Source organism: Kiritimatiellales bacterium, from assembly GCA_041656295.1.
In the GTDB taxonomy this organism is placed as follows: domain Bacteria; phylum Verrucomicrobiota; class Kiritimatiellia; order Kiritimatiellales; family Tichowtungiaceae; genus Tichowtungia.
In genome coordinates, this window is record JBBADV010000020.1 from 1 (window position 1) to 23,621 (window position 23,621).

Below are 23,621 nucleotides of genomic sequence, written 5' to 3' on the forward strand. Positions count from 1 at the left end.
GCTGCGTGCACATTCACCGTTGCCGGTACGAGCGCAATCAGGTTTTTCGGACACGCAGCCACACACTTGCCGCAACCGACGCAAATCTCCGGATGCACAACCGCCAGCCCGTCGCGTATTTCAATCGCATCGAACGGGCACGCCCGTGCACAGCTTGCAAAGCCGATGCAGCCGTAGTCGCAGCCTTTCGCACCGCCGGCAACCACCACCGCCGTGCGGCAGTCGCCCACGCCGTTATACGGTGCGCGCCGGGTTACCGCCGCACTGCCGCTGCAGCGTACCACTGCCACCAGTTTTTCCTTCTCTTCGGCGATAATGCCGAGAAATTCAGCAATCCGTTTTATATCGGCGGCAGACGCCACCGGACACTGCGCTGGCGGGACCTGCCCGGCGGCCAGCGCCTTTGCAAAATCGGCACAGCCCGCATAACCGCAGCCGCCGCAATTCGCGCCGGGCAGCATATCCGCGACAACTTCAACCCGTTCGTCCGTTTCCACCGCAAACGTTTTTGCGGCGACTCCGATCACCAGCGCCAGCAGTGCGCCGAGCACTGCGGTGAAAATTAAAGAAGCAATTATTGTGGTCATAATGAATCAGGCATTAGGTTTAATCAGTCAAAAGTTTCAAAGTCGAAAGTCTGAAAGTCAGATGTCTGGAGCTCGTTTTCCGACCTTTGGCTTTCAGACTTTGGACTTTTAAACGCTTCATTGTTTAGGTCTCAGATTTTAATTTCAAGCATCTTAAACCAGGCCGGAGAATCCCATAAAAACCATTGCGAGAATTCCGGCGGTGATTAAACCGATGCCGGTACCCTGCAGCGGCGCCGGAACTTTTGCGAGATCCAGCTTTTCACGCAGACTGGCGAACAGCACCAGTGCCAGCGCAAAACCAACTGCTGAACAGAAACCAAAAACGGTTGATTCAAGTACGCCGCGCGATGCCTGTACATTCAGCTCCGCAGCGCCCAGCACGGCGCAGTTCGTGGTGATCAGCGGCAGGAAAATGCCGAGTGCCTGATAGAGCGGCGGACTGAACTTCTGCAGAATAATTTCAACCAGCTGCACCAGCGATGCAATGACTACGATAAATACCAGAATACGCAGAAAGCCCAGATTGATTTCCGTACCGTTCAGCACAAAGGATTTGGAAAGAAGATGGTGATAAAAAACTGATGTCGCAAACGATGCCAGTGTCATTACAAAAATCACTGCGCCGGACATGCCGAGTGCGGTTTGCAGTTTTTTGGAAACGCCCAGAAAAGGGCAGATGCCGAGAAATTTTGACAGCACGAAATTATTTACCAGAATCGCGCCGATCGTAATCGCTAAAATATTGTCGCCCATGTTACATCCCGTATTAAAAATACACATGACCCTAGGTTATTCTAATCACCGGCTCAACCTTTCTCTGTGCCGGAACTGTATGTTTAGATTTGATATGAACTGTGAATTGATCATGACAGGCATAATCATCCGGCGCTGAAAATGATCCGCAGTTTAACAGGGGTCAGCGCGTATCACTGAGTTGTCATACACCGCTTTAACCGCAGCACCGGGCGGGACGGTGAGAAAATCGGCGTTATCCCAGTCGCCCTGAATCAGTTTTTCAATCAGATACATACTGCCGGGCACTGTAACGAACTCCCAGTTTTTTTCCACCGCGCACCGGCGCGCTTCTGCTTCCATGTGCGGCGGTTCAATCCCCATCGGAATCCATGTTACGCGATCGTAATGTTTCGTGCCGTTGCACAGCATTTCAAATAAATATTCGGCATTATCCTCACCGTATTTTTCTACCAGTTCCTGCAGAGAAAGATTCATACCGAGCTGCTGCTGTACTGACAGATCTTCAAATTCACCGGCAGCGTTACCGCGCTCAATCCAGCCGCTTGTCAAAAAATAGGTGCCGGGATGTTCATCAAACAGTTTCCGGTAACGGTCGCGTCCGCCGAGAAACAGCGTAATGCAGTCATGCGCGCGCGGCAGAATTAACGGACATCTCCGCGCACGAACACCGGCGAGTCCGTTATTGCACAAGCCGTAGCCGAGCAGGATTGCATCATAGTCGTCGTTTACCGTATCAATTATTTCCTGCATTTTTACCGCCATTTGTCCCGGCGGCAGATCGTGCAGGCCTTTCGGTAGAAAGGTGAGGTCAATCCGGTGCGGCGTGTGCGCAATCACAGAGCACATTTCCCGGAAAAAAATTTCACAGGCGATGAGTTTTAAATTCATGGAATAGAGCCGTTAAATTAAATTTTTATTGTACCGGCAGTTCAAAATTATGTGTTCTGTTTTTTCATGTCCGCAAAAAATGCAGCGCTAGCGGCGGCAGGGTCCCCGGCCTGCATGATTGGACGGCCGACCACGAGATGCGTTGCGCCCTGTGCCGTTGCGAACGCCGGTGTTGCTACGCGCTTCTGATCGCCGGCGTCGCTGCCGGGCATCCGGATTCCCGGTGTAACAAGCAGTGCCGCTGGAAATGCTTTGCGCAGTGTGCCGGCTTCGTGGGCGCTCGTGACCAGTCCATCAATTCCGGCGCCGAGTGCAAGCTCGCCGAGTTTCAGCGCCTGTTCAGAAACGGTGCGATGGATGCCGAGGACAGCAAAATCGTCCTGCGACAGACTGGTCAAGGTGGTTACAGCAACGATTTTCGGCGGATTTTCACACTCGCGTGCGGCACCGGCGGCGGCTTCCAGCATGGCGCGTCCGCCGATGGCATGCACAGTCAGTAAATGCACACCGTGCGCAGCGGCTGTTTTAACCGCGTTAGCCACGGTTTGCGGAATATCGTGCAGTTTGAGGTCGAGAAAAATATTTTTCCCGCGCGTTTGCAGCGGTTTAAGTGCTGCAGGGCCGGCGGCGCAGAATAATTCGAGGCCGACTTTATACCACTGCAGTGAATCAGGCAGACGGTCGAGCGCGCGTTCCATTTCGTTAAGATTCGGAACATCCAAAGCAACAATCAGAGCGGGATCCATGTTATTCCTTTCATTTAAGCGGAAAAAAGATAACCATAAACTCCAGGGAAATTAAAACTCAAACCACAGATATCACGGATATAGACGGATAATTTTTTAACTGGAGGGACGCTGGCTCAGCGTCCGCGGTCGCCGAGGCCGGCGACCCTCCAATTCTTTTTTCGTGTCTTTTTTGTGTTTTTCGTGGCTAATAAAAAACATGAAACAGGAAATCGAACGAAAATTTCTGGTGAAGGACCATAGCTGGCGTTTAAGCGCCGGCGTCGGTGTTAAAATTACGCAGGGTTATTTATCGTCCGGCGCTGAAAGCACGGTACGCGTACGTGTTGCCGGCGGACGGGGATTTTTGACGGTTAAAGGCAGGCCCGCCGGCATTGCGCGCACTGAACTGGAATACGAAATTCCGCCGGCAGATGCGTTGTATATGATTGAGCACTTGTGCGGCGGGCGCGTGATTACTAAAACGCGTTACACAGTGAAATATGCCGGCGCGGTATGGGAAATTGATGAGTTTTCCGGCGCACATACCGGGCTGGTACTTGCCGAAATTGAACTCGAAGCCGAAGACCAGCCCGTTGGAGCGCCGGACTGGCTTGGTGAAGAGGTTTCTGCCGACCGGCGTTACACTAATGCCGCCTTAGCGGAAACCACTACAAAAAAAATTTAAAAAACTTCTTTTTTCTCATACGCCATCCTGTAGAGTCCGCCCGATTTGTCATAAATCCAAACGAACGTTATGAAGAATATTATTACAGCCATTGCACTGGGTTTCATCGCCGGCACCGCCGGCGCCGGAATCACGTTCGATTTTTATAGAGACCCTGCTGTGTATACAGATATGCACCTGCAGGCCGGTCCGGTCACGCTCGTAACGAACGGACTCCAGGCAACATTTTCCGCCAGTACCGGAGTCATGAGCTGCGCTCATTCGACAGGGCTGGGCATTCACACTGCGGGCGGAGACGAAGCTGGACGGTATCTGATCGATCCCGGTGAGGTTTTACTGATCAGCTTTGACCAGGATGTCATATTTACATTTCTTCATTTCATTAGCTTTACTGAGGGGGAAACATTTGTGATCCGGGGCGACAATATCGTGTTAAACGGAGTTGCAACGGATCAGTGTATAATTAATTATCACGATCTGGACGGACTGCCGATAAAAAGCTGTACGAATATGGTTTTTTCTGTGCCCGCCGGAACGGAGCTTCAATTTACCGTAGCCGATGGATTTAGCAGTATCGGTCTGAGAGCATTTACTGTTGATGTAATTCCCGAACCGGCAACCACCGGGCTGGCTGTTATGCTGCTCGTGGGTACACTGTTTTTCTACCGCAGATTTTACCAGCAATAGAAGCATTAATGTGAGATAACGACTAAAAGGAGAAATACAATGAAAAAACTCATTACACTGTGCATTCTCGGCCTCATTACCTGCGCAGCAGGGGATGAAATATCGTTCAATCTGTCCGGACTCACTGCCGTTGCCGGCGATCCGGTGTATGCGCAGTTAACCAACAATGCGGGACCCGTCAGCGTTACACTGGACGGATTGACCGCAATATTTACAGCCAATACCGGAACGATGCACCGGACAGGCAGTGGTTTTGGAATCCGGTCGGATGCCGGAAGTGTTACTTATGAAATTGAAGCGTCTGTTGTTGCGCGGGAAGCACTGCTTGTGCAGTTTGATCAGGATGTAGAGATCACACTCGTTGATCTGCGCCGGTTTGAAAACGGAGAGACGTTTAATGTGATCTTTGATTCAACGGATCATCTGATTGGATATGACGATTTAACTAATAAAACAACTGCGATTTATGCAACCAGCTGGTTTATCTCTGCCGGCAAAACGGTTGAATTTACGGTTCTTCCGGGATCCGGTGTCAGTCTTGACGGATTTACTGTAACAGTGGTTCCGGAGCCGGCGGCGGCCTTAATTCTCGCTTCCAGCTTGCTTGCCCTTGGATTTTATCGCCGGTTTTTCTGCCTGCTGTAATACATTGCCCGGTTGCTCTTTCGCAACCGGGCACCGCATGAAATAAAGAGCAATAAATTCTTTTAAAGTTTATTTCTCCTGCTACACTGCAGTTATAGGAGTTGGTAACTGTACTTAGCAGGAGGAATTATGCAGAAATCTATTGTTTCTATTGTTCTCGGTTTCATCATCGGAGTTAGTGGCAGCGAAATATCATTTGAATTTTTTGATGCCAACTCCGCAGCTTATTTCCCGGTGAGCGGGCTCAGCTCGGCCGTCATCACCAACAATGGCTTAGTGGTGTCATTTTCGGTGAACACCGGTACCATGAATCGCGTCGGGTCATACGGCTTCGGCATAACGTCCGGCGTTACAGGGAATTCGACCTCGGCGATTGACCCCGGTGAAAGTCTGCTCGCGATATTTGATCACGATGTCGAAATTACTGCGCTGGATTTCCGGCAGTTTACCGCTGGTGAAGTTTTTAATGTAATTTTTGATTCAGCGGACCATCTGATTACACGCGACGATCTGACCCAGAAAGTCTCTGCCATCTATTCCGGCATCCACTGGTTCATTGCCGCCGGAACAGCGGTTGAATTTACCGTTATACCGGGATCAAGCATCAGCCTCGACGGATTTACAGTAACCGTTGTGCCTGAACCGGAGGTCACGGGACTGACAGCTCTTGCACTCGCTGCCGGAATTTTTGCCACCCGTCGTCTCCGCCGGCGACAAATATAGGATAAGTTTCCGGTCGCGCGCGCGCGACGAATTCTGTGCAATCATGGACAGGCATCCTGCCTGTCCATGAGCATTCCCCGTTTAATTTGTCGCATTGATTATTGCGCGCCCGCCGGATGCGTCTGCAAATATTGAAGCATACATTGCAGCCGCGGGCGTTGACCGCACTTTTTCAGCGAACACGGTTGCTACATTTTATGGCACAAACTTTGCACCGCCTTTTCAGCGGCGCGTTTTTCCGCTTCGCGGCGGCTGGTGCCTTTGCCGCGAAAGACAAATGTAGAAACCGTTACTTCAACGCAATACTGCCGCGCATGATCCGGCCCCGCCGCTTCAACCACGCGATACGCCGGAATATCAAACCCGTTCTTCTGGGCGAACTCCTGCAGCACACCTTTTGGATTAATCAGTACCGGACCGGCGCTTTGCAGCGGATTCAGAATATTGCGTTCAAAAAATTTGCGCGCCGCTTTCAGTCCGCCGTCCAGCCATACCGCACCGATCAGCGCTTCAAGCGCATCTTCCAGATTCGAATTGCGGTTGGCGCCGCCGCTCGCCGTTTCACCTTTGCCGGTGCGCAGGAAATCGCCGAGCCCGATTTCACGCGCCATTGCCGCCAGCGCCGGACCGGACGTCAGCGCACTTTTCAATGTGGTTAATTCACCTTCCGCCGCCGCCGGGTTTTGAATCATCAATGCATCTGCCGCTAAAAATCCGAGTACCGCATCGCCGAGAAATTCCAGCCGCTGATTATCATCCTTTACCTCTTCCGCTTCGTAACGGAACGATGGATGTGTCAGCGCCGCTGCCAGCAGGGCCTTCTTTTTAAAGCGGTACCCGATTCGTTTTTCTAATGCCTTAAACTGTTGCATAATTGTCAAGCCATGGAATACACCGGTTATTCCGATTACTCAATTCAACTTTTTTAGAGTATATTGCACAATAATTTTATAAAGAAACAACAGGAAGCATGGCGGCGGGAAACTACCGGGTCGCAAGATTTCCGGGATAAGTAAAAAAACACAAAAAATTTATTTAAGGTGATTGAATGGGTGTCCGGTTTCTGTTAGAAGTTTCGTCCACTTATGAATAACGTCCGTATTTTGCGGTTTTTACGATGCATCCTGTATGCGGGATGCTTTCTTTTTACGGCGGCGATTTTTGCTCAAACGGACGAAGCGCCGTTGCCGGAAGAATCCAGTGCATCGGAACTGGCGACAAGTATTCTTTTACAGGATGCGCGTAAACTGCTGGAAGCCGGGCGGAATGTAAGAGCGATTCCATATCTGGAGGCGATTGTTGTTCGTCTGGAAGATATGCCGAATGCGGATTCGGCGATGGTGCGGGCGACCTGCATGTATCAACTCGGAGTGAGTTATATGGAAGCGCGGCGGTTTGAAGAGGCTGCGCAAACATTCCAAAAATTTTCGAAAGAGTATCCTTCGAATGAATCGGCGGAGATGGCGCGTTTTCTGACGCTGGATGCCTATTCGCGCATGTCCGGTTCCGAATTGATGAAAGAATATCTGGCCGAACTGGAAGCGTCCGGTGAAATGTCGCGGATCTTTGCCATGTTCCAAAATCCGGAGCATGCGGATATGTACCGCCTGGCGGTGATTTCGATTTGCAGCGCGTATGCCAGATCAATGGATATTGAAAATCTGGAGAAATTTCTGCCGTACTGCGATAAATCGGCGCGCAATGATATCGGTCTAAATCTTGCATTGCTGGAAGGCGGCGACAATGCGTTTGAAAAGAGTGAATATATTACAGCACTCGAACTGTACCGGTTGATCCAGCTCAGCGAGGAGTTGAAAAAAGATTATGATGTCCGCATTGCGGTGCTGACGGCTGAACTGGCGAAACAGCCGCCGTGGGTTCCGCAGGCGCAACGCGAGGCGCAGGACGCGCAGCGGGCATCGGAATCGAACCGGCTGCAGCGGATGAAAGATGACCGCAGCGCGTTGGACACACAGAATTATGATAATGATGTGCGTATCCGTATGGCACAGTGCTACGACGCGATGGAGCGCCGGTGGGCGGCGTATGAAATTTTCAGCTATATTTATACCGCATTTCCGGAAGGCGTTCAGGCGGAGCAGTGCCGGTTTTTCGCGTTCCAGACGCTGATGGCGCTGAGCGAATATGAGGACGCCAAGAAAGAGGGCTATACCTATCTTGAAATGTTTCCGTCCGGCGGTTTTTTTGATGAAACGGCGCTCGGCCTGATTCATGTTCATATTATGGCGCATGAACTGGACAAGGCGGATGAATTCGCCCGTGCACAGCTTGAACGCGAAATTCCGAACCGCTTCGCCGATCAAATCTGTTATCTGCTTGGTTATATCCGTTTCCAGCAGATGGATTTTGAAGACGCGCTGACATTTTTTAACCGGACATCAAAAGAGTGGCCGACCGGTATTTACGCCGAAGAATCCATTTACTGGGTTGGCATGTGCAATCTGTTTCTCGGAAAGTTCGCCGACGCGGTGGAGGTGTTTGAAAACTATCTGAACGATCCGGAATGCGAACACAAAGAATTTGCCGAAGATGTAACGTACCGGCTCGGCATGGCGCGTTACGGTTTAGAGGAGTTTGACAAAGCGGAAAAAACGTTTCTCGGTTTTCTTGAACAGTTTCCGGATAGCGAGTTGAGATCGGAAGCGCTCAGTATGCTCGGCGATCTGCGCGGTGCGGAAGGCGATTTGGCGGCGTCGCTGGAATGGTACGCGCAGGCGCGCGCAGCGGCACTGAATATGGAACAGGAAAATTATGCGGTGTTCCAGATGGCGCGTGTGTATGAGCTCGACAAGCAGTTTGAGTCGATCATCTCACTGATGGATACATACGGCGAAAAGTGGGGAGATCAAGGCGATTTTGCGCAGGCGGCAATGTGGACGGCGAAAGCATGGCAGTCGCTTGGCAACGATGCAAAAGCACTGGATGTGCGTTGCAGTGCAATTATCGCACATGGTGGAAACCCGGAGCTCGACAGCGTGGATGTAATGCTGAAAGAGCTGATTCAGGATGCGCGTAAATCCGGAGAAGAATACGCCGGCGGAATTAAAAGCCGCATGGCCGCGCCGCTGGCGGATGCGGTGCAAAATGATAAACCGCTCTATTACCGTTTAGCTGCGCTGTTCGCACGGATCAGTTCCGGTACGGAGCATGCGCAGTATGCGGCGCCGGTACTGCAGGAAACGGACTTGAACCTGCTCTCGCCGCTGCCGCTGCTGCTGGCCGCTGAGGAATTGGCCGGTGCCGGAAATATGATACGTGTGCAGGAGGTTTATGACTGGTTCACAAAATCGTTTGGCACATCGGATATGCTGCCGGATATGGTGAATATTGAAATTGCGGCACTGTCAGACTCCGGCGAGTTTGAAGCCGCGCTGAAACTGGCAAATGAAGCCATGATTCGTTTTGACCGTTATGCCGAAACCGGACTGACGAAAAAACTGACCGGCGATATATTCCGCAGGATGAAAGAGTATGATTCAGCGGTTGAGCAGTATAATGAATTTCTCACGGTACGCGAATGGCGCGGGCCGCTGACGCCGCAGGTGCTGTACTGGATTGGCATGTGTAAGTTTGAGCAGGGCCATACGGAAGAAGCATTCGCTTATTTTCAGCGTGTGTATGTGCTGTATGAAGGTTATCCGGAATGGGTGGCGAAAGCGTATGAGGCCAGCGTGAACTGCCTGCAGAAGCTCGGACGCCGGACAGAGGTCGTGAAGACGTGGCAGGAAATGGCGGCAAATCCGAAGGTGGCTGAGATGCCCGAAGGCCGGCGCGCTCAGGAAGAACTTGTGAAACTGCCGGGAGGCCGCCGTGATTAAATTAAAATGGATTCCACTTTTATTAGCCGGCGCTGCGCTGCTGACATCAGCACAGGTACAAAAACCGGCGGCACCGCCGCCGCCGTTCATACTGGATCATACGGCTGTAGAACAGTTTAATGAAACATTTACTGCCGGTGATTTCGCGGGCGCGGCGGATATTCTGAACACACAAAAGCCGGCGCTGATTGCGGCGCTGGCGCGCCCCGGCGACGCAGCGGAGTGGATGGCAAAACTGGTGCGCGCGGAATATCACAGCGGCGATTTTGCATCCATGCGTTCGGCGGTTAATGCATTGAAAAAAAGCGGCAGTCCGCTGGCCGGTGAAGCAGCGGTGTATGAACTGCTCGCGCAAATGGATGAAGGTAAAGCGGCGGTGGTGACAGCGGCGCTGCCGAATGTGACGTTGAGCGATTGTGCGGCAGCGGAAATGGTGTATGCGCGCGCGGCGGTGGAATCCGGCGATCATAAAACCGCGCTGCGGCATCTGGCACGGCTCGGAGCATTTCATTACCGTGAAACGGACTGGCTGCCGCCGGCGCTGTATCATGAAAGTTTAATTTATCGCCAAACGGGTGCTGCAAAGGCGGAGCAGTTTACAGTTCGTGAGCTGAAAGCGAGCGATCCGTCCGGACGCTGGCATCAAAAGGCCGTTGAGGAATTGAAGAAGTTTGAGCAACAGGAAGGATAGGAGTTCGGTTATGAAGAAGATCGGGTTGGTTTTGTTTTCAGTTTTTTCCGCCGCAGTGCCGGTGTTTGCACAGGGTGTAATTAACGCGGAAGCCGCCGCTGTAAACGGCGAAGAGCAGACGATGACGTTTATGGTGCTGCTGAAGCAGGGCGGCTGGACGATGTGGCCGCTCGGACTGTGTTCGGTGGCCATGGTATTTTTCGTTGTTCGCAATGCGCTGATGCTGCGCCAGAAAGAGCTGCTCCGGCCGGATCTGCGTAAAGATTTTGAAGACATTCTGAGGGAAGGACGGATTAAAGATGCGCGCCGGATGTGTGAAGATCATGTCTGTCTGATGACGGCGGTGCTGGACGCCGGACTGGAGCGGATGGAAGAGAGTGCAGATATTGTATCAGCTAAAGAAGCGATTGAGGAAGCCGGCAATGAACAGATGGTGACGTTTATGAAACCGATCAATTATCTTTCAATTATCGGTGCGATTTCTCCAATGCTCGGACTGCTCGGTACGGTTTCAGGTATGATTAAGGCGTTTCAGAGTATTTCCGCCAGCGGTATGGGTAAGCCGGAACAGCTTGCCGGCCACATCGGTGAAGCGCTGATTACCACCGCAGTGGGCTTAACGATTGCAATTCCGGCGATGCTGGCCTACTTCATCTTTAAAAACGGATTCATTAAAACGATGTCGTCGATGGAACGGACTATCAGCCATTTTCTTAATGTATATCAGAATTCGCAGAACCGTTAATCCGGGGCGGAACGAATGAAATTCAGAATTCCGACAGAAGGCGGCGAAGACTCTCTCAACATGGCCCCCATGATTGATATGGTCTTCCTCCTGCTGATCTTTTTTATGGCGGCGTCGCATCTGACGAAGATCGAACGCGTGCCGGTGGAACTGCCGACGGCGGATAACGCGAAAGTACCTGAAAACACCGGTGCCCGGCAGATTATCACGCTCCTTGCAGTGGATGATTCCGGAAAGACGATGGAAATTTTTATGAACCAGCTGCCGGTTGAAATGAAAGAGTTCGGTGCGGCGATTGAAAAGGCGACGAACAGCGGTGAGCGCCCGGTGTATTTGCGCGTTGACCGCCGGCTGCGCCACCGGAATGTCCGGCAGGTTATGGCTGCATGTGCCGACGCCGGTATTGCGGACGTAATTTTCGGTGCACTGGAATCAGGGAAATAATTTAATGAAAGCCTGGCTCGAAGAATTAGTGAATGAAAAGGCGGAGCTGCAGATTGCACCGTTGATCGACGTGGTGTTTCTGCTGCTGATCTATTTTATGGTCAGTTCAACGCTGATTAAATCTGAAGCCGATTTGAGTCTGGCGCTGCCCGGCGCTGTTGCGCAGTCAGAAGCCGTGGCCATCCCGGACGAGCAGATTATTGAGGTCGGAGAAAACGGTGCGATTATTATGAACGGCCGGATATACACTGCGCCGGATAAAAGCGATCTCGCCGAGCTGGAATATACGCTCGTCCGTTACGCCGAGGCGTCACGCATGGTGAATGTTCCGGCGGCGATTACAATTTATGCTGACGATGAAGCGCTGCATGAACGCGTGGTGGATGTGCTGAATGCCTGCGCCGGCGCAAATATTAAAAACATAACTTTTGGTGCGAATTAGACGGATTGGTATGAAAAAAAGATTTTTCAATCTGACCCGCAAGGGACACGTCCGCAGTACAGAGGCGGCAATCGTCAGCATTGCTGTACACGTCGTATTGATTCTGCTTGCCGGTTCGATTGTCGCGGTGCGTATCATTCAGAAACGTAACGCAGAATTTACCGTTTCAACCAGTACGCCTAAACTGGAACGGCGTCAGTTGCAGATGCCGTCGAAAATGGAAAAACTGCGCGAAACATCGCGCGCGCCAAAAATTGTCAGCCGCCGGACATCCTCATCCAGTCCGTCGTTCACGGCGCCGGATATGGGCAAAGTCGGTGCTGTCAGCACTCAGAAATTCACAATGCCGTTTGCACGCAGTGGACGCGATTTCAGCGTACTGATGCGCGGCATCGGAACCAGTGCACCGCAAATAAAATTTTTCGGCATTCGCGCGCAGGGCGAAAAATTTATTTTTGTTATCGATGCCTCGGTTGCCATGATTACAGAGGATACCGGAAAAACGGCCTCGTTTGCTCACATTAAAGATCAGTTGAATCAGACGTTGAAGCAGCTTCCGTCATCGGTTCTTTTTAATGTTATTCTGCATGACGGCGATACCGTTTGTTTATTCCGGCCTGCCATGGTTCCGGTGACGGAAAGTAATTCCACGGCCATGGTTGAATGGCTGGCTCCCGTGAATAGCGATATAGAAAAACCGGGACTGACCGAAGAACAGAATAACTACACACCGCGCGAAGTGTATAACAGTGCGATGGGCACAGATGTCAACAACTGGATTCTCGGGTTGCAGGCGGCATTTGAGCAGCGTCCGGACACTGTATTTATTGTGGGTGCGGGGTGGAATAAATATAAAATCAGCAAAGAAAAAGGCGAACTGCTGTTGGATTTCTCTATGTGGGAGCTGTTCGGCGGCGGCGGACAAATGTCAGTGGCTAATTCGCCGCTGCTCAAAGACGATCGCACCATGCGTGATGATCTGTTAAAGCAGGCCGTGGCCGCCATTCAGAAGGATGAAGAAGCGCGCCGTATCGAACGCAAGCCGACGGATTTTGTACATAGTCTGTTAAATTACGTTGAATATTCCGACAAACAGGTGATCGGACACGCCGAAACAGTTTTCCGGCGGAATTATCTGCCGCGTAAGCTGGCGCGCCCGCGCGTCAGTTTTGTCCGGCTTATGCCGGAACATCTGGCAGCAGTGGCGGATGCGGATACCAGCAGCATTCGTGAACTGGTTCGTAATTACGGCGGCGAAGCCGGTGTCTACCGCTGGCAGGATTTCAGCATTGCACGCCGCCGTTCTTCACCGGCAGCTCTCAGTGGCGAACCTTCCAGAGCTGATAAGACATCGCTGAGTGAAGTAAACTTTTTCGGCGCGCCGGCGCGCGGGCAGAAATTTGCATTCCTGCTGGATGCATCGGCGGATATGATTCGCAGTCATCGCGGTGGAACCAATGCTTATGCGTTTATAAAAGATCAACTGGTCAAAACAGTTGCTGAACTTCCGGCTAGCACGCAGTTTAATGTGATTTTATACGATGAAGGAAAAACCGCATTGTTCCGTCCGGAACTGAGTCCGGTGTCCGCAGCTGCCGGTCTTACGGAATGGCTTGCGCCGGTGAATACGAATGCGGTTTCTGCCGGCTTAACGGATGAGCGGAACAATTATATCCCGCTGACCATTTATTCTTCAGCCCTCGCAGAAGATGTCAAAGGACTGCCGCGCGCACTTCAGGCGGCGATGGAACAGGGCGCGGATTCGATTTATGTTGTCAGTACAGCAATCGGGCGTGTCAGCGTTGACCCGGAAAAAGGACGCCGCCTGCTCGATTTCTCAGTTTGGGGCACGCTCGGTGCCACAGCTTCTTCCGGTAATACAGAAGAAGATGAAATGGATGCGGAGGGAAATGTTGTTGCAACGGCTATTGCGACATCCGGAAACGTTACTTCCGGTGGCATCATGTCGCCGCTCCAGGAGGACCGGAAACAGATCGCTGCCATGATGCGTGCTGCATTGACACGAATCGGTGCTGAAAACCGGCAGCGGCAGAATGCCGGACTGCCGCCCGGCTTCGTTCACAATATTTCACAATATCTCGATTACACTGCCGCTCAGGTGAATGCCCACATTTCAGAAGTTGTTAATGAGCAGTATATCGGGAACGAATTAAATCCGCCGCAGATTCACACCGTGTGTCTGGCTGAAACAACAACCCGCCAGACCGGACGTGAAGTCGGACGCGACCTGAAACAATTGTCAGAAGCATACCGGGGGAATATGCGTGTATTCCGCGGTGCGCCGACGGACGACCAGATCCGAAAAATCAACCGTCTGATTGAATTGAAGCCTTAATGTTGAAAATAAATTGATCTGAAAACGCCGGGAAATATTCCGGCGTTTTTTACGCGCAATACTTTTAAAGAATATATATTGTGTGCGCGTGAAACAGATCTGTTTAAGGGAAGAAGGCGAAGACTATGCTGTGCGGATGCAGGATCTGCCTCCGTCGATGCAGCCGCGCGAAAAATATGATCAGGTCGGGCCGGAACATCTTGCGGATTCCGATCTGCTCGCGCTGATTCTGCGTACGGGCGCTGCCGGTGTAAATGTAGTTCAGTTAGCGGGCGGACTTTTATACCGGTACGGATCACTCAGTGCGCTGTTGCGCGCATCAACCGCTGAGCTGCAAAAATTTCACGGTATCGGAAAAGAAAAAGCGAAAATCCTGAAAGCGGCGCTGGAACTGGGGCGGCGGCTAAGTCAGGAAAATATCGGCGGACAGCCGTATGTTAAAGAACCGGCGGATGTGGCCGCCATTCTGCGTGAACGTGCCCGTGCGGCCGATCGTGAACATTTATGGGTGTTGCTGCTCGATCTGAAACACCGGCTGATCGTTCCGCCGGTTGAAGTATTCCGCGGCACGTTGACTTCAACATTAAGCCACCCGCGCGAAGTGTTTAAACCGGCGATCCAGCACTCCGCCTCCTCAATGATCGTTGCACACAACCATCCGTCCGGCGACCCGGAACCGTCGCCCAACGATATTCAAATCACGCTTCGTCTGATTGCTGCCGGGAAAACACTGGGAATCGGTGTCGACGATCATGTCATTATTGGACGGCGCATGCACGATGGACAGGACGACTTCATCAGTATTCGCGAAACAGGTCGCGTGATTTTTTCTAAGGATGGCTGTTAAAAAAATATCAAGGGAATTTGATGAATGGGAAATGATTGGAACAAAGACGGACAATGAAGCCGCTCTGACGTGTATAAAAGAACCGCCGGATGCAGCGCCGGATTCTCCGGAAGAGGAAGAGCTTGCATCGTTGGCGATACAGATCGAAATGTATGAAAAAGACAATTTTTCTATCGATATACATTGAGTTGTTCATTGCCGAATATCGTTATACAAAGAAATAAAATTAGTACAGACCTTGAGATTTCTTCTGAAACAGTCTAGTTTTTATAACAACAAGGAATGAAAGCATATATACAACCGAACATGATTTTGTGGACACGAAAACGCGCCGGTTTTTCTGTTGAGAACAGTGCGAAAAAATTAAACGTGACACCTGCCCGGTTTGAATTATGGGAACGCGGAGATGATTTTCCGACGCTTCGGCAGGCTCAGGATATAGCCAAAACAATGCATGTCCCACTAGGCTGGCTGTATTTACAGAATCCGCCGCAAGAAACAGTGATTCTGCCTGATTTACGAACGGTCCGTGATGGAGAACGTGTTGAATTGAGTGTTGATTTTCGTGATCAGCTTAATGAAGTTCTCTATAAACAGCAGGAATACCTTGAGTTGATTATAGAAGAAGGGGCTGAACCGCGTCCATTTATCGGCAAATATTCTGTTCGGGATGAAATTAATGCAGTGGTTGCAGATATTCGAACGGTATTGGGGCTGGATAATGAAATGCGCCGCACCGCAAAAAATGGAGGAGATTTTCTCAGGGCATTTATTCACCGCGCAGAGAGTGTTGGAATATTGGTAATGCGCAGTGGGATTGTGGGAGGCAATACTCATCGGGCTCTTTCTGTAGAAGAGTTTCGCGGTTTTGCCATCAGCGATGCATACGCGCCTGTGGTTTTCCTAAACGGAAAAGATGCTCCCGCTGCTCAGATTTTTACATTGGCGCACGAATTGGTTCATTTATGGATCGGCGAAAGCGGCATTTCCAATCAAGCAATGAATTATTCCGGCGGAACGCAAAAACAGATTGAAGTTTTTTGCAATAAAGTGGCAGCGGAACTGCTGGTTCCTGCTGATGAAATGAAATATCTGTGGAATGCTGCAAAAGAACCGCAGGAAAATATTCACGAGTTAACGCGTCATTTCCGTGTTAGCGGATTGGTCCTGTTATATCGGGCAAAAGACCTGAATTACATCAATCGTTCTGTTTTTGATGAGCTTTATCGAATTGAAGCTGCCCGCCATCGCCGGAAAAAGAACGATAACGGCGGCCCGCCGCCTGTAATGACAGTTCCAGTCCGGAACAGCCGTTTATTGACAGATACAGTGCTTGTCGCAGCATATGAGGGTCGTATGCTGTTTCGTGATGCCTGCCGGACTCTTGGAACAACAATGACAACACTCAATAAGCTGGCGTCTGAGGCGGGAGTCATATAATGCCCCGTTTCTGCTTTGACTCAAACGTGTTGATTCAGGCAAAAAACGGACCGTATCCATTTGAAATTTTTCCGGCATTCTGGAACTGGTTTGGAGACCAGATAAAATCCGGAACGGTATACAGTTCTTATTTTGTTTATGATGAATTAATCCGTTATGACGATGAACTCTCGGAATGGGTAAAAGAATATAAAGAACTTTTTCTTGAGCCTGATGAGAACGTTCAGAAAAAATATGCTGAAATCGTCAATCAGGTACAGCAAAGCGATTGTCCTTCTGCAAATATAGATAAGTTTTTAGCAGGAGCGGATCCATGGATAATTGCTCATGCGCTGGTTGCAACGGATGTTTTAGTAACGCATGAAAAACGGGTTGGGGCGGATTCGAAAAAAATAAAAATTCCCAATATCTGTGACACATTCGGCAGTGTTGAATGTATTGATACATATCAGCTTTTAAAACGGTTAAGCGCCCGTTTATAAATATGACGTTAACCTGAAAAACAATCATGGAATATAAAGCACTCAAGCCGCGTGATTCGCTGAATAAAGCTTTTTTAAAAGTTAAGCCGGGCCGCTTTGAAGTTGAACGGTTTAAAGCGGAATTTGCGACGCTGCTGGGGTGCGTTAATCCGGCGGAATCAGAGGAATTTCACAAAAATCTGCTGTCTGATTTTTTAAAGAAAACAGGATTTGATCCGCAGTTTTTTATTAATACCAAGGGATATAACGATTTGGTCATTCACACCGGCAACAGCGCCAAAACTCCGGTCGGTGTAATTATTGAAGCGAAAAAACCGTCCAACCAGACAGAAATGCTTCGTCTTGACCGGGTTAATGTTAAAGCAGTTCCATGAACTGCTTCTGTATTATCTGCGTGAACGGATCACAAATAATAATCTCGAACTCCGGCATCTGATTGTCACCAATGTGTATGAATGGTTCATTTTTGATGCACAGGTTTTTGAGCAGTGTTTTGCAAAAAATAAAGAACTGGTACATTTATTTCGCAGTTTTGACGATGGACAGCTCAGCGGAACAAAAACGGACTGGTTCTATAAAGAAATTGCGCCGCGGTTTATTGATGCGGTGCTTGGCGACATCTGTTTTACGCACATTGATTTTCGGTCGGTCGATCAAGCTAACGACGCAAAACTACTTCCGCTGTTTAAAATTCTCTCGCCGGCACATCTGTTAAAACTGCCGTTTGTCAACGACAGCAACACGCTGGACAAGAAATTTTATACAGAACTGCTTCATATTATCGGTCTGACGGAACGCAGAGAAAAAGGAAAGAAGCTGATTGAGCGAAAACCGGAAAATGAACGCGACACCGGATCGCTGCTCGAAAATGCGATCGTTCATCTCGACAGCCTTGATAAAACTTCCCGGCTCGAAAAACCGCAGCGGTTCGGCGCGAACACAGAAGAGCGGCTTTTTAATGTGGCGCTGGAACTGGCGATTACATGGACAAACCGCATTCTGTTTTTAAAACTGCTCGAAGCGCAATTAATTGCCTATCACAAGGGTGACCGGAAGCATGCGTTTTTGAATAAAGAAAAAATCCGCAACTACGACGATCTCAACAGCCTGTTTTTCGAAGTGCTGGCCAGAATTCCGCCGGAACGCCGCAGTGAAATGAATGCACGGTTTGACAGGGTGCCGTATCTTAACAGTTCGCTGTTTGAACCTGCTGCCATCGAGCATGCCGGATTATTTATCAGCCAGATCAAAGATCGCCCGCTTCCGGTTCTTTCTGCGACAGTATTGAAAGACCGGAAAGGCCGGAAACGTACCGGCGAACTGGATGCGCTGGAATACTTTTTTGACTTCCTGGATGCGTACGATTTTACATCGGAAGGCTCGGCAGAAATCCAGGAAGAGAGTAAAACGCTCATTAACGCGGCGGTGCTCGGATTGATCTTTGAAAAAATCAACGGTTATAAAGACGGCTCTTTTTTCACGCCCGGTTTTATTACGATGTATATGTGCCGCGAAACCATCCGGCGGGCAGTGATTCAAAAATTTAATCAGGAAAAAGGGTGGAGTTGCGTAACGGTGGACGAACTGGTTGAGCGGATTGATGACAACGCCGACGCCAACCGGATTATTAATTCACTGAAAATCTGCGATCCGGCCGTCGGTTCCGGGCATTTTCTGGTTTCCGCGCTCAACGAAATTATCGCATTAAAAAGTGAAATGGGAATTCTGTGCGACCGCGCCGGAAAGCGGTTGAAAAATATACACGTCGAAGTCGTCAACGATGAACTGTTCGTTACGGATGAAGACGGCGAGTTTTTTGATTACAAACCGAAACTGCCCGACAGTCAGCGGATACAGGAAGCACTTTTCCATGAAAAAGAAACCATCATTGAAAACTGCCTGTTCGGTGTGGACATCAATCCGAATTCTGTAAAAATATGCCGGTTGCGCCTCTGGATTGAACTGCTGAAAAACGCCTATTATAAAACAGAAAACGAACTCGAAACACTGCCGAATATCGACATCAACATCAAATGCGGCAATTCGCTCATCAGCCGGTTTGCACTCGATTCCGATCTGAAAAAAGCACTCAAAAAAGGCAAATGGACTATCGATACATACCGTCTGGCAGTAAAAAACTATCGCAATGCAAAAAACAAAGAGCAGAAGCGGGAGTTTGAAAAACTGATCGACGACATAAAAAGCAACTTCGAGGCAGAAATTTATGCCAACGATCCGCGCATGGTTCGCCTGCGCAAAGAACGCGGTAAACTTTTTGAACTGACTAATCAAACGCAAATGTTTGAACTGTCGAAAAAAGAAAAAGCCGACTGGAACAAAAAAGTTAAAGAGCACACCGCTGTAATTGAAACACTGGAAGCCGAAATCGAAGCCATAAAAAGCAACCGGATTTATGAAAACGCATTTGAATGGCGTTTTGAGTTTCCGGAAGCTCTCGACGATGACGGAAACTTTATCGGCTTCGATATTATGATTGGGAATCCGCCATATGTTTATCGGAATTCAGAAGTAGCTAGCTTGAAAGAGTATTTTAAAACTAATTATTATAACGTGTCCGGAAATTTTGATTTATACAAATTTTTTATTGAAAGAGGGGTGGCTTTAAATTCGATAAAAGGAATAAGTTCGTTTATAACCAATTCTTCATTCTTGTTACAAACTTCGTTTGAAAAGAGTCGACAATTTATTCTTGAGAAAACGAAATTTATAATGTTAACGCCTTTAGGTCCAAAAGTTTTTGAGGAAGCTACTGTTGATTCTGCAATTTATGTGATTCAAAAAATACAAGAAAGCAATCCTCAGATTATGATTGTTGTCCCGCCAACCCCTCTCGCAATCAATTCCGCTGATAAATATTATATTAGTCAGGAGCGATTTAAAAACAATGATTCATACGTTTTTGATTATCTTCTTGAAAATTGTGATTACAAATTAGTTAAACGATTGCTTGACTCATTTCCGAATATCGAAACAGGGTTTGAGTTTGGTGTAGGTATAAACACTGGCTACATTAAATCCGAATTAACTTCATCAAAAAAGATCGATGATCGATACCACTTGATGATTACAGGGACAGGTATTCAGCGATACGCTCCGCCTAATTCAAATGGATATATTATGTACGATCGGGAGTTTGTAAAAAGCAAGGGCTCTCGAGGACGCACTTTACCGGAAGAAAAATTTTTTACTGATCCAAAAATTTTGATTGTTCGGACACGCAATCTCTCCATTAAACAGAGAATAGTTGCAACTATTGATTATGAGCAGAAATACAATCTTAATCGGATTTCGAATATCATCGCTCGAAAAGGGTTTAAATTAGAGGGATTGCTTGGGGTTTTAAACTCTAGTTTATTCAACTGGCTATATTTAAATCGGTATTTTGATTATGAAATAAAGCCTGTTTATTTGCGAAAATCACCGTTATGTGATGTAAATAATAAAAAACTCAATCAGCTTGTTGTAAAAATTTTGAAAATAAAAAAGAAAAACCCGGATGCCGATGTGTCGGCATTCGAGGCCGAGATTGATCAAATTGTTTATAAACTTTACGGGTTAACTGAAGATGAAGTGAAGATTGTGGAAGACGCAAAGGTGTAAAATGGCAAATGGGAAAACACATGCAAGTTTAGGGGTCGTTGCAGGAACGGTAGCTGATACCATGTTTCAAATTCAGCGTCTGCGTGCAGGTGAACAGGAAGAATTCAGTTTACCGGAAGTTTTGGGTGCAGGGCTTGTCGGTTATCTGGGCGGTACTTTGGTTGATATTCTTGAGCCTGCTTCAATCGGAGGGTCTTGGCATCGAAAAAGTCTGCACAGTTTTGCGGGATGCGCATGTCTGGTTGCGGCAGCCTGCCTGTCCGAAAACAAAAATACAGCAGGATATCGCTTGTTAAAGGTTTTTGTTGCCGCCCATCTTTCTCATCTTTTTTTGGATGTGCAAACGCCTCGAGGTCTTCCATGGATCCATCCAAAAGCAGACAAATTGATCGGATTGAAAGCATTACGTTTATCTTAGAAAATTCATCTGAAAAATGAAATATTCGTTAAAAATAAAAACATTGAAACGCGGTTGGCAGGATAGGGACAATCTGATTTTACATTCGGCATTTCAATGTCTGGTCGATTTTGTTGAAGAGGAAATGTTTCACGAGATTGCCAGCAGGACACGATCCGAAGATAATCCAGCAGAAGCTGCCGTATACGATGAAGTGCTTTATCTTTACAACTGGTGGACTCAGGAACGTCCGGCACGAAAAGATCCGCTGAATGATAAAACCATTCCGCGCCCAACTGAAAAGGAAAGGTGGGAGCCCCAGCTAGACGGTTCATCTCTTTTACTTTCGGTCGATCCCATCAAATATCCGGAGTATGTGAATGCGTTGAAGGAGTCGAGGCGGCTGGATGATGAGTGGAAAGATGAAGATCAAAGAAATCTGCATCGGTTGATTGATCTGCGTTTTTATCTTTGGACGTAAAGGAGAGCATATGCTCAGAGTTTTAACACCCGAGGAGGTTCAAGAAGACGAGCAGCTGTGTTGGGATGCGTTGTCTGCCGGGTCAATATTTTCTGCCAGGTCAGAGGATTCGGAGGACCGGATGTTTCTCTCGATCAAAAAGACGGCTGACCAGATTGATGTGATCGAATTGCATCCTGAAAATATCAAACGGATTGTTGATTCACAATGCTGTCAACACGATTCATATACGTCCGATGAAATCAAAGTATGGGAATTACATGACCCGGATAGTCAGGGGCGTAAAAATGAAGCCTACGAAACGCTGCATCCGGTGCCGGAGTGGATGTGTTCACCGGTTGCTCCTGTTTCAAAAAAACGAGCTGTCCGTGAGAAATTCATCCGGGAAATTAAACATATAAAAATAAAATTTCGAAAGTTTCCACTACGCCGAAGAAAGTGAGATTTATCAGATTGTTTATGAGCTTTACGGGTTAATTGAAGGTGAAGTGAAAATTGTAGAAAACGTAAAATAGGGTTCGTGCGATGTGGAGCAGACATTCCTGTCTGCTCAATCAATCTTGTGCGAAAAGGGCAGGCAGAGATATCGCCTGAAGCACAGACAGGAATGTCTGCGCCACGATCCTGTAAATCCTGTCAAAAAACGCTTCGTTCTCTTCGTTTGCTCTGTGTGAAAAATCTGAGCGGGTTTCTGCTTGCGATATAAAAACCTTGCACTGATGCCGGAAATATCAATAATTGCAACCATCTTCAGGGCAGGGTGAAATTCCTGACCGGCGGTTAAAAGTCCGCGAGCCGCAAGGCTGATGCAGTGTGATTCTGCAACCGACAGTAGAGTCTGGATGAAAGAAGATAGCGCGGAACCCTTTATGCCCTGAAAGACTGCGATCTTCAGGGTTTTCGTGCATATAAAAGGAAAGTTGCAATGGGTGAAAAACTGTTTGATCCGATAGAGGATGTGCTGGCTGCACTGCGGCGCGGCGAAATGGTGCTGGTGACGGATGACGAGCGCCGGGAAAATGAGGGCGATCTGATTTGCGCCGCCGAGTTTTGCACCGGCGACCACATCAATTTTATGATCACACATGCGCGCGGTCTGGTTTGTGCGCCGATCACGGCGGAGCGCGCGGCAGAACTCGGGTTGCGCCGGATGAACGTCCGGCACACCGGCGATAAATTTAAAACTGCGTTCACGGTGTCGGTGGATACCGCAAACTGTACGACCGGCATCAGCGCCGCCGAACGCGCCATGACGGTGCAGGCGCTTGTTGACGAAAATACAAAACCGGAAGATCTGCTGTGCCCCGGCCATATTTTCCCGTTGATCGCCGTGGACGGCGGTGTACTCGAACGTTCCGGCCATACCGAGGCGACGATCGATCTGATGAAGCTCGCCGGATTGAAGCCCGCCGGCGTTATCTGTGAAGTGACGAACGACGACGGTACAATGGCGCGCCTGCCGGATCTCGTTGCATTCGTAAAAAAACATAACTTGAAAATGACATCCGTCGCCGAAATTGCCCGCCATCGCTATGTTCAGGAAAAACTGATTCGGCGCGAGCGGCAGGTGAACCTGCCGACGGCTCACGGCGCTTTTATGCTGCGGATGTACGATTCGTTTGTGGATCACAAAGAGCATCTCGCGCTGTTTGTCGGTGAGCCGTCAGCGGAAAAGCCGTTTCCGCTGGTGCGTGTTCACAGTGAATGCCTCACCGGCGATGTGTTCGGTTCACAGCGCTGTGATTGCGGCGAGCAGCTCCGGTGCGCGATGGATATGATCAGCGCATACGGATATGGCGCCGTAATTTATATGCGGCAGGAGGGGCGCGGCATCGGGCTGACCAAAAAAATCCATGCGTACGAGCTGCAGGATCAGGGGCTGGATACCGTGGAAGCCAATGTGAAGCTCGGCTTTGAGCCGGATTTGCGCGATTACGGAATCGGTGCGCAGATTCTCAGCGATCTCGGTATGACAAAAATCAAACTGCTCACCAACAATCCGGCGAAAATTGAAGGACTGGATAAATACGGCATCGAGATTGTTGAACGCGTGCCGATCGTGTTTCCTTCCACGCCGTACAATGAACGCTATCTGAACACAAAACGCGACAAAATGCAGCATCTGCTGTAATAC

The 23,621-nt window shown here is 49.1% G+C and carries 25 protein-coding genes and 1 riboswitch; of the genes, 20 read left to right on the top strand and 5 right to left on the bottom strand.

Translation table 11 applies throughout. The features are described from left to right. The 4 genes from WC959_10830 to pyrF form a co-directional block, all read right to left on the bottom strand. A partial coding sequence (locus WC959_10830) for a (Fe-S)-binding protein (GenBank protein ID MFA5689622.1) occupies positions 1 to 587 on the bottom strand: 587 nt, incomplete at its 3' end. A gap of 153 nt (positions 588 to 740) precedes the next feature. Beyond that, positions 741 to 1,343, bottom strand: a complete 603-nt coding sequence (locus WC959_10835; GenBank protein ID MFA5689623.1) for an RnfABCDGE type electron transport complex subunit A — start codon at positions 1,341 to 1,343, stop codon at positions 741 to 743. Between the two features lie 153 nt (positions 1,344 to 1,496). Continuing rightward, positions 1,497 to 2,234: a DUF1638 domain-containing protein gene (locus WC959_10840; GenBank protein ID MFA5689624.1), complete on the bottom strand. Its 738-nt coding sequence runs from the start codon at positions 2,232 to 2,234 to the stop codon at positions 1,497 to 1,499. A gap of 47 nt (positions 2,235 to 2,281) precedes the next feature. Then, positions 2,282 to 2,980 carry an orotidine-5'-phosphate decarboxylase gene (gene pyrF, locus WC959_10845; GenBank protein MFA5689625.1) on the bottom strand — a complete coding sequence of 233 codons (699 nt, stop codon included), beginning with the start codon at positions 2,978 to 2,980 and terminating at the stop codon, positions 2,282 to 2,284. A 199-nt stretch (positions 2,981 to 3,179) separates the two neighbouring features. Between pyrF and WC959_10850 the strand changes: the two genes are divergently transcribed. The 4 genes from WC959_10850 (at position 3,180) to WC959_10865 (ending at position 5,702) form a co-directional block, all read left to right on the top strand. Continuing rightward, positions 3,180 to 3,647, top strand: a complete 468-nt coding sequence (locus WC959_10850) for a CYTH domain-containing protein (protein ID MFA5689626.1) — start codon at positions 3,180 to 3,182, stop codon at positions 3,645 to 3,647. A gap of 69 nt (positions 3,648 to 3,716) precedes the next feature. After that, positions 3,717 to 4,334 carry a hypothetical protein gene (locus WC959_10855; GenBank protein MFA5689627.1) on the top strand — a complete coding sequence of 206 codons (618 nt, stop codon included), beginning with the start codon at positions 3,717 to 3,719 and terminating at the stop codon, positions 4,332 to 4,334. Positions 4,335 to 4,373: 39 nt separating this feature from the next. After that, entirely contained in the window at positions 4,374 to 4,979 is a 606-nt protein-coding gene (locus tag WC959_10860) for a hypothetical protein (GenBank protein ID MFA5689628.1), read from the top strand. Positions 4,980 to 5,108: 129 nt separating this feature from the next. Then, positions 5,109 to 5,702 (top strand): hypothetical protein, encoded by a 594-nt coding sequence (locus WC959_10865; protein MFA5689629.1) that lies wholly within the window; start codon positions 5,109 to 5,111, stop codon positions 5,700 to 5,702. Between the two features lie 188 nt (positions 5,703 to 5,890). On the opposite strand, the gene rnc is transcribed toward WC959_10865, so the two are convergent. Further along, on the bottom strand, positions 5,891 to 6,574 hold the full coding sequence (gene rnc, locus WC959_10870) for a ribonuclease III (GenBank protein MFA5689630.1): 684 nt from the start codon (positions 6,572 to 6,574) through the stop codon (positions 5,891 to 5,893). A gap of 213 nt (positions 6,575 to 6,787) precedes the next feature. On the opposite strand from rnc, the gene WC959_10875 reads away from it, so the two are divergent. The 16 genes from WC959_10875 to WC959_10950 all read left to right on the top strand — a co-directional run bounded on the left by WC959_10875 (position 6,788) and on the right by WC959_10950 (position 23,618). After that, positions 6,788 to 9,541, top strand: a complete 2,754-nt coding sequence (locus tag WC959_10875; protein ID MFA5689631.1) for a tetratricopeptide repeat protein — start codon at positions 6,788 to 6,790, stop codon at positions 9,539 to 9,541. After that, on the top strand, positions 9,534 to 10,232 hold the full coding sequence (locus WC959_10880; protein ID MFA5689632.1) for a hypothetical protein: 699 nt from the start codon (positions 9,534 to 9,536) through the stop codon (positions 10,230 to 10,232). The genes WC959_10875 and WC959_10880 overlap by 8 nt, the downstream gene beginning before the upstream one ends. Before the next feature lie 10 nt (positions 10,233 to 10,242). After that, complete coding sequence (locus WC959_10885) at positions 10,243 to 10,977, top strand: MotA/TolQ/ExbB proton channel family protein (GenBank protein MFA5689633.1); 735 nt, start codon at positions 10,243 to 10,245, stop codon at positions 10,975 to 10,977. Between the two features lie 15 nt (positions 10,978 to 10,992). Beyond that, positions 10,993 to 11,421 carry a biopolymer transporter ExbD gene (locus WC959_10890; protein MFA5689634.1) on the top strand — a complete coding sequence of 143 codons (429 nt, stop codon included), beginning with the start codon at positions 10,993 to 10,995 and terminating at the stop codon, positions 11,419 to 11,421. Between the two features lie 4 nt (positions 11,422 to 11,425). Further along, the gene (locus WC959_10895) at positions 11,426 to 11,863 is read left to right on the top strand and encodes a biopolymer transporter ExbD (GenBank protein ID MFA5689635.1); all 438 of its coding nucleotides are present in this window, start codon (positions 11,426 to 11,428) and stop codon (positions 11,861 to 11,863) included. A 10-nt stretch (positions 11,864 to 11,873) separates the two neighbouring features. Further along, complete coding sequence (locus tag WC959_10900) at positions 11,874 to 14,219, top strand: hypothetical protein (GenBank protein MFA5689636.1); 2,346 nt, start codon at positions 11,874 to 11,876, stop codon at positions 14,217 to 14,219. Between the two features lie 88 nt (positions 14,220 to 14,307). Then, on the top strand, positions 14,308 to 15,066 hold the full coding sequence (gene radC, locus WC959_10905; protein MFA5689637.1) for a DNA repair protein RadC: 759 nt from the start codon (positions 14,308 to 14,310) through the stop codon (positions 15,064 to 15,066). Further along, a complete protein-coding gene (locus WC959_10910; protein MFA5689638.1) occupies positions 15,056 to 15,253 on the top strand; it encodes a hypothetical protein in 198 nt (65 codons plus the stop codon). Before radC ends, WC959_10910 begins: the two co-directional genes overlap by 11 nt. A gap of 95 nt (positions 15,254 to 15,348) precedes the next feature. Then, the gene (locus WC959_10915; protein ID MFA5689639.1) at positions 15,349 to 16,506 is read left to right on the top strand and encodes an ImmA/IrrE family metallo-endopeptidase; all 1,158 of its coding nucleotides are present in this window, start codon (positions 15,349 to 15,351) and stop codon (positions 16,504 to 16,506) included. Next, on the top strand, positions 16,506 to 16,988 hold the full coding sequence (locus WC959_10920) for a DUF4411 family protein (GenBank protein ID MFA5689640.1): 483 nt from the start codon (positions 16,506 to 16,508) through the stop codon (positions 16,986 to 16,988). Before WC959_10915 ends, WC959_10920 begins: the two co-directional genes overlap by 1 nt. A gap of 26 nt (positions 16,989 to 17,014) precedes the next feature. Beyond that, on the top strand, positions 17,015 to 17,362 hold the full coding sequence (locus WC959_10925) for a hypothetical protein (protein MFA5689641.1): 348 nt from the start codon (positions 17,015 to 17,017) through the stop codon (positions 17,360 to 17,362). Further along, on the top strand, positions 17,343 to 20,609 hold the full coding sequence (locus WC959_10930) for a TaqI-like C-terminal specificity domain-containing protein (protein ID MFA5689642.1): 3,267 nt from the start codon (positions 17,343 to 17,345) through the stop codon (positions 20,607 to 20,609). Before WC959_10925 ends, WC959_10930 begins: the two co-directional genes overlap by 20 nt. Before the next feature lies 1 nt (position 20,610). Then, the gene (locus WC959_10935; GenBank protein ID MFA5689643.1) at positions 20,611 to 21,027 is read left to right on the top strand and encodes a metal-dependent hydrolase; all 417 of its coding nucleotides are present in this window, start codon (positions 20,611 to 20,613) and stop codon (positions 21,025 to 21,027) included. Positions 21,028 to 21,043: 16 nt separating this feature from the next. Beyond that, positions 21,044 to 21,487 (top strand): hypothetical protein, encoded by a 444-nt coding sequence (locus tag WC959_10940; GenBank protein MFA5689644.1) that lies wholly within the window; start codon positions 21,044 to 21,046, stop codon positions 21,485 to 21,487. A 121-nt stretch (positions 21,488 to 21,608) separates the two neighbouring features. Then, positions 21,609 to 21,929, top strand: a complete 321-nt coding sequence (locus WC959_10945; GenBank protein MFA5689645.1) for a hypothetical protein — start codon at positions 21,609 to 21,611, stop codon at positions 21,927 to 21,929. Between the two features lie 300 nt (positions 21,930 to 22,229). Next, a riboswitch (FMN riboswitch) is annotated at positions 22,230 to 22,345 on the top strand. Positions 22,346 to 22,412: 67 nt separating this feature from the next. Then, entirely contained in the window at positions 22,413 to 23,618 is a 1,206-nt protein-coding gene (locus tag WC959_10950; protein MFA5689646.1) for a bifunctional 3,4-dihydroxy-2-butanone-4-phosphate synthase/GTP cyclohydrolase II, read from the top strand. The last annotated feature ends 3 nt before the right edge of the window (positions 23,619 to 23,621 follow it).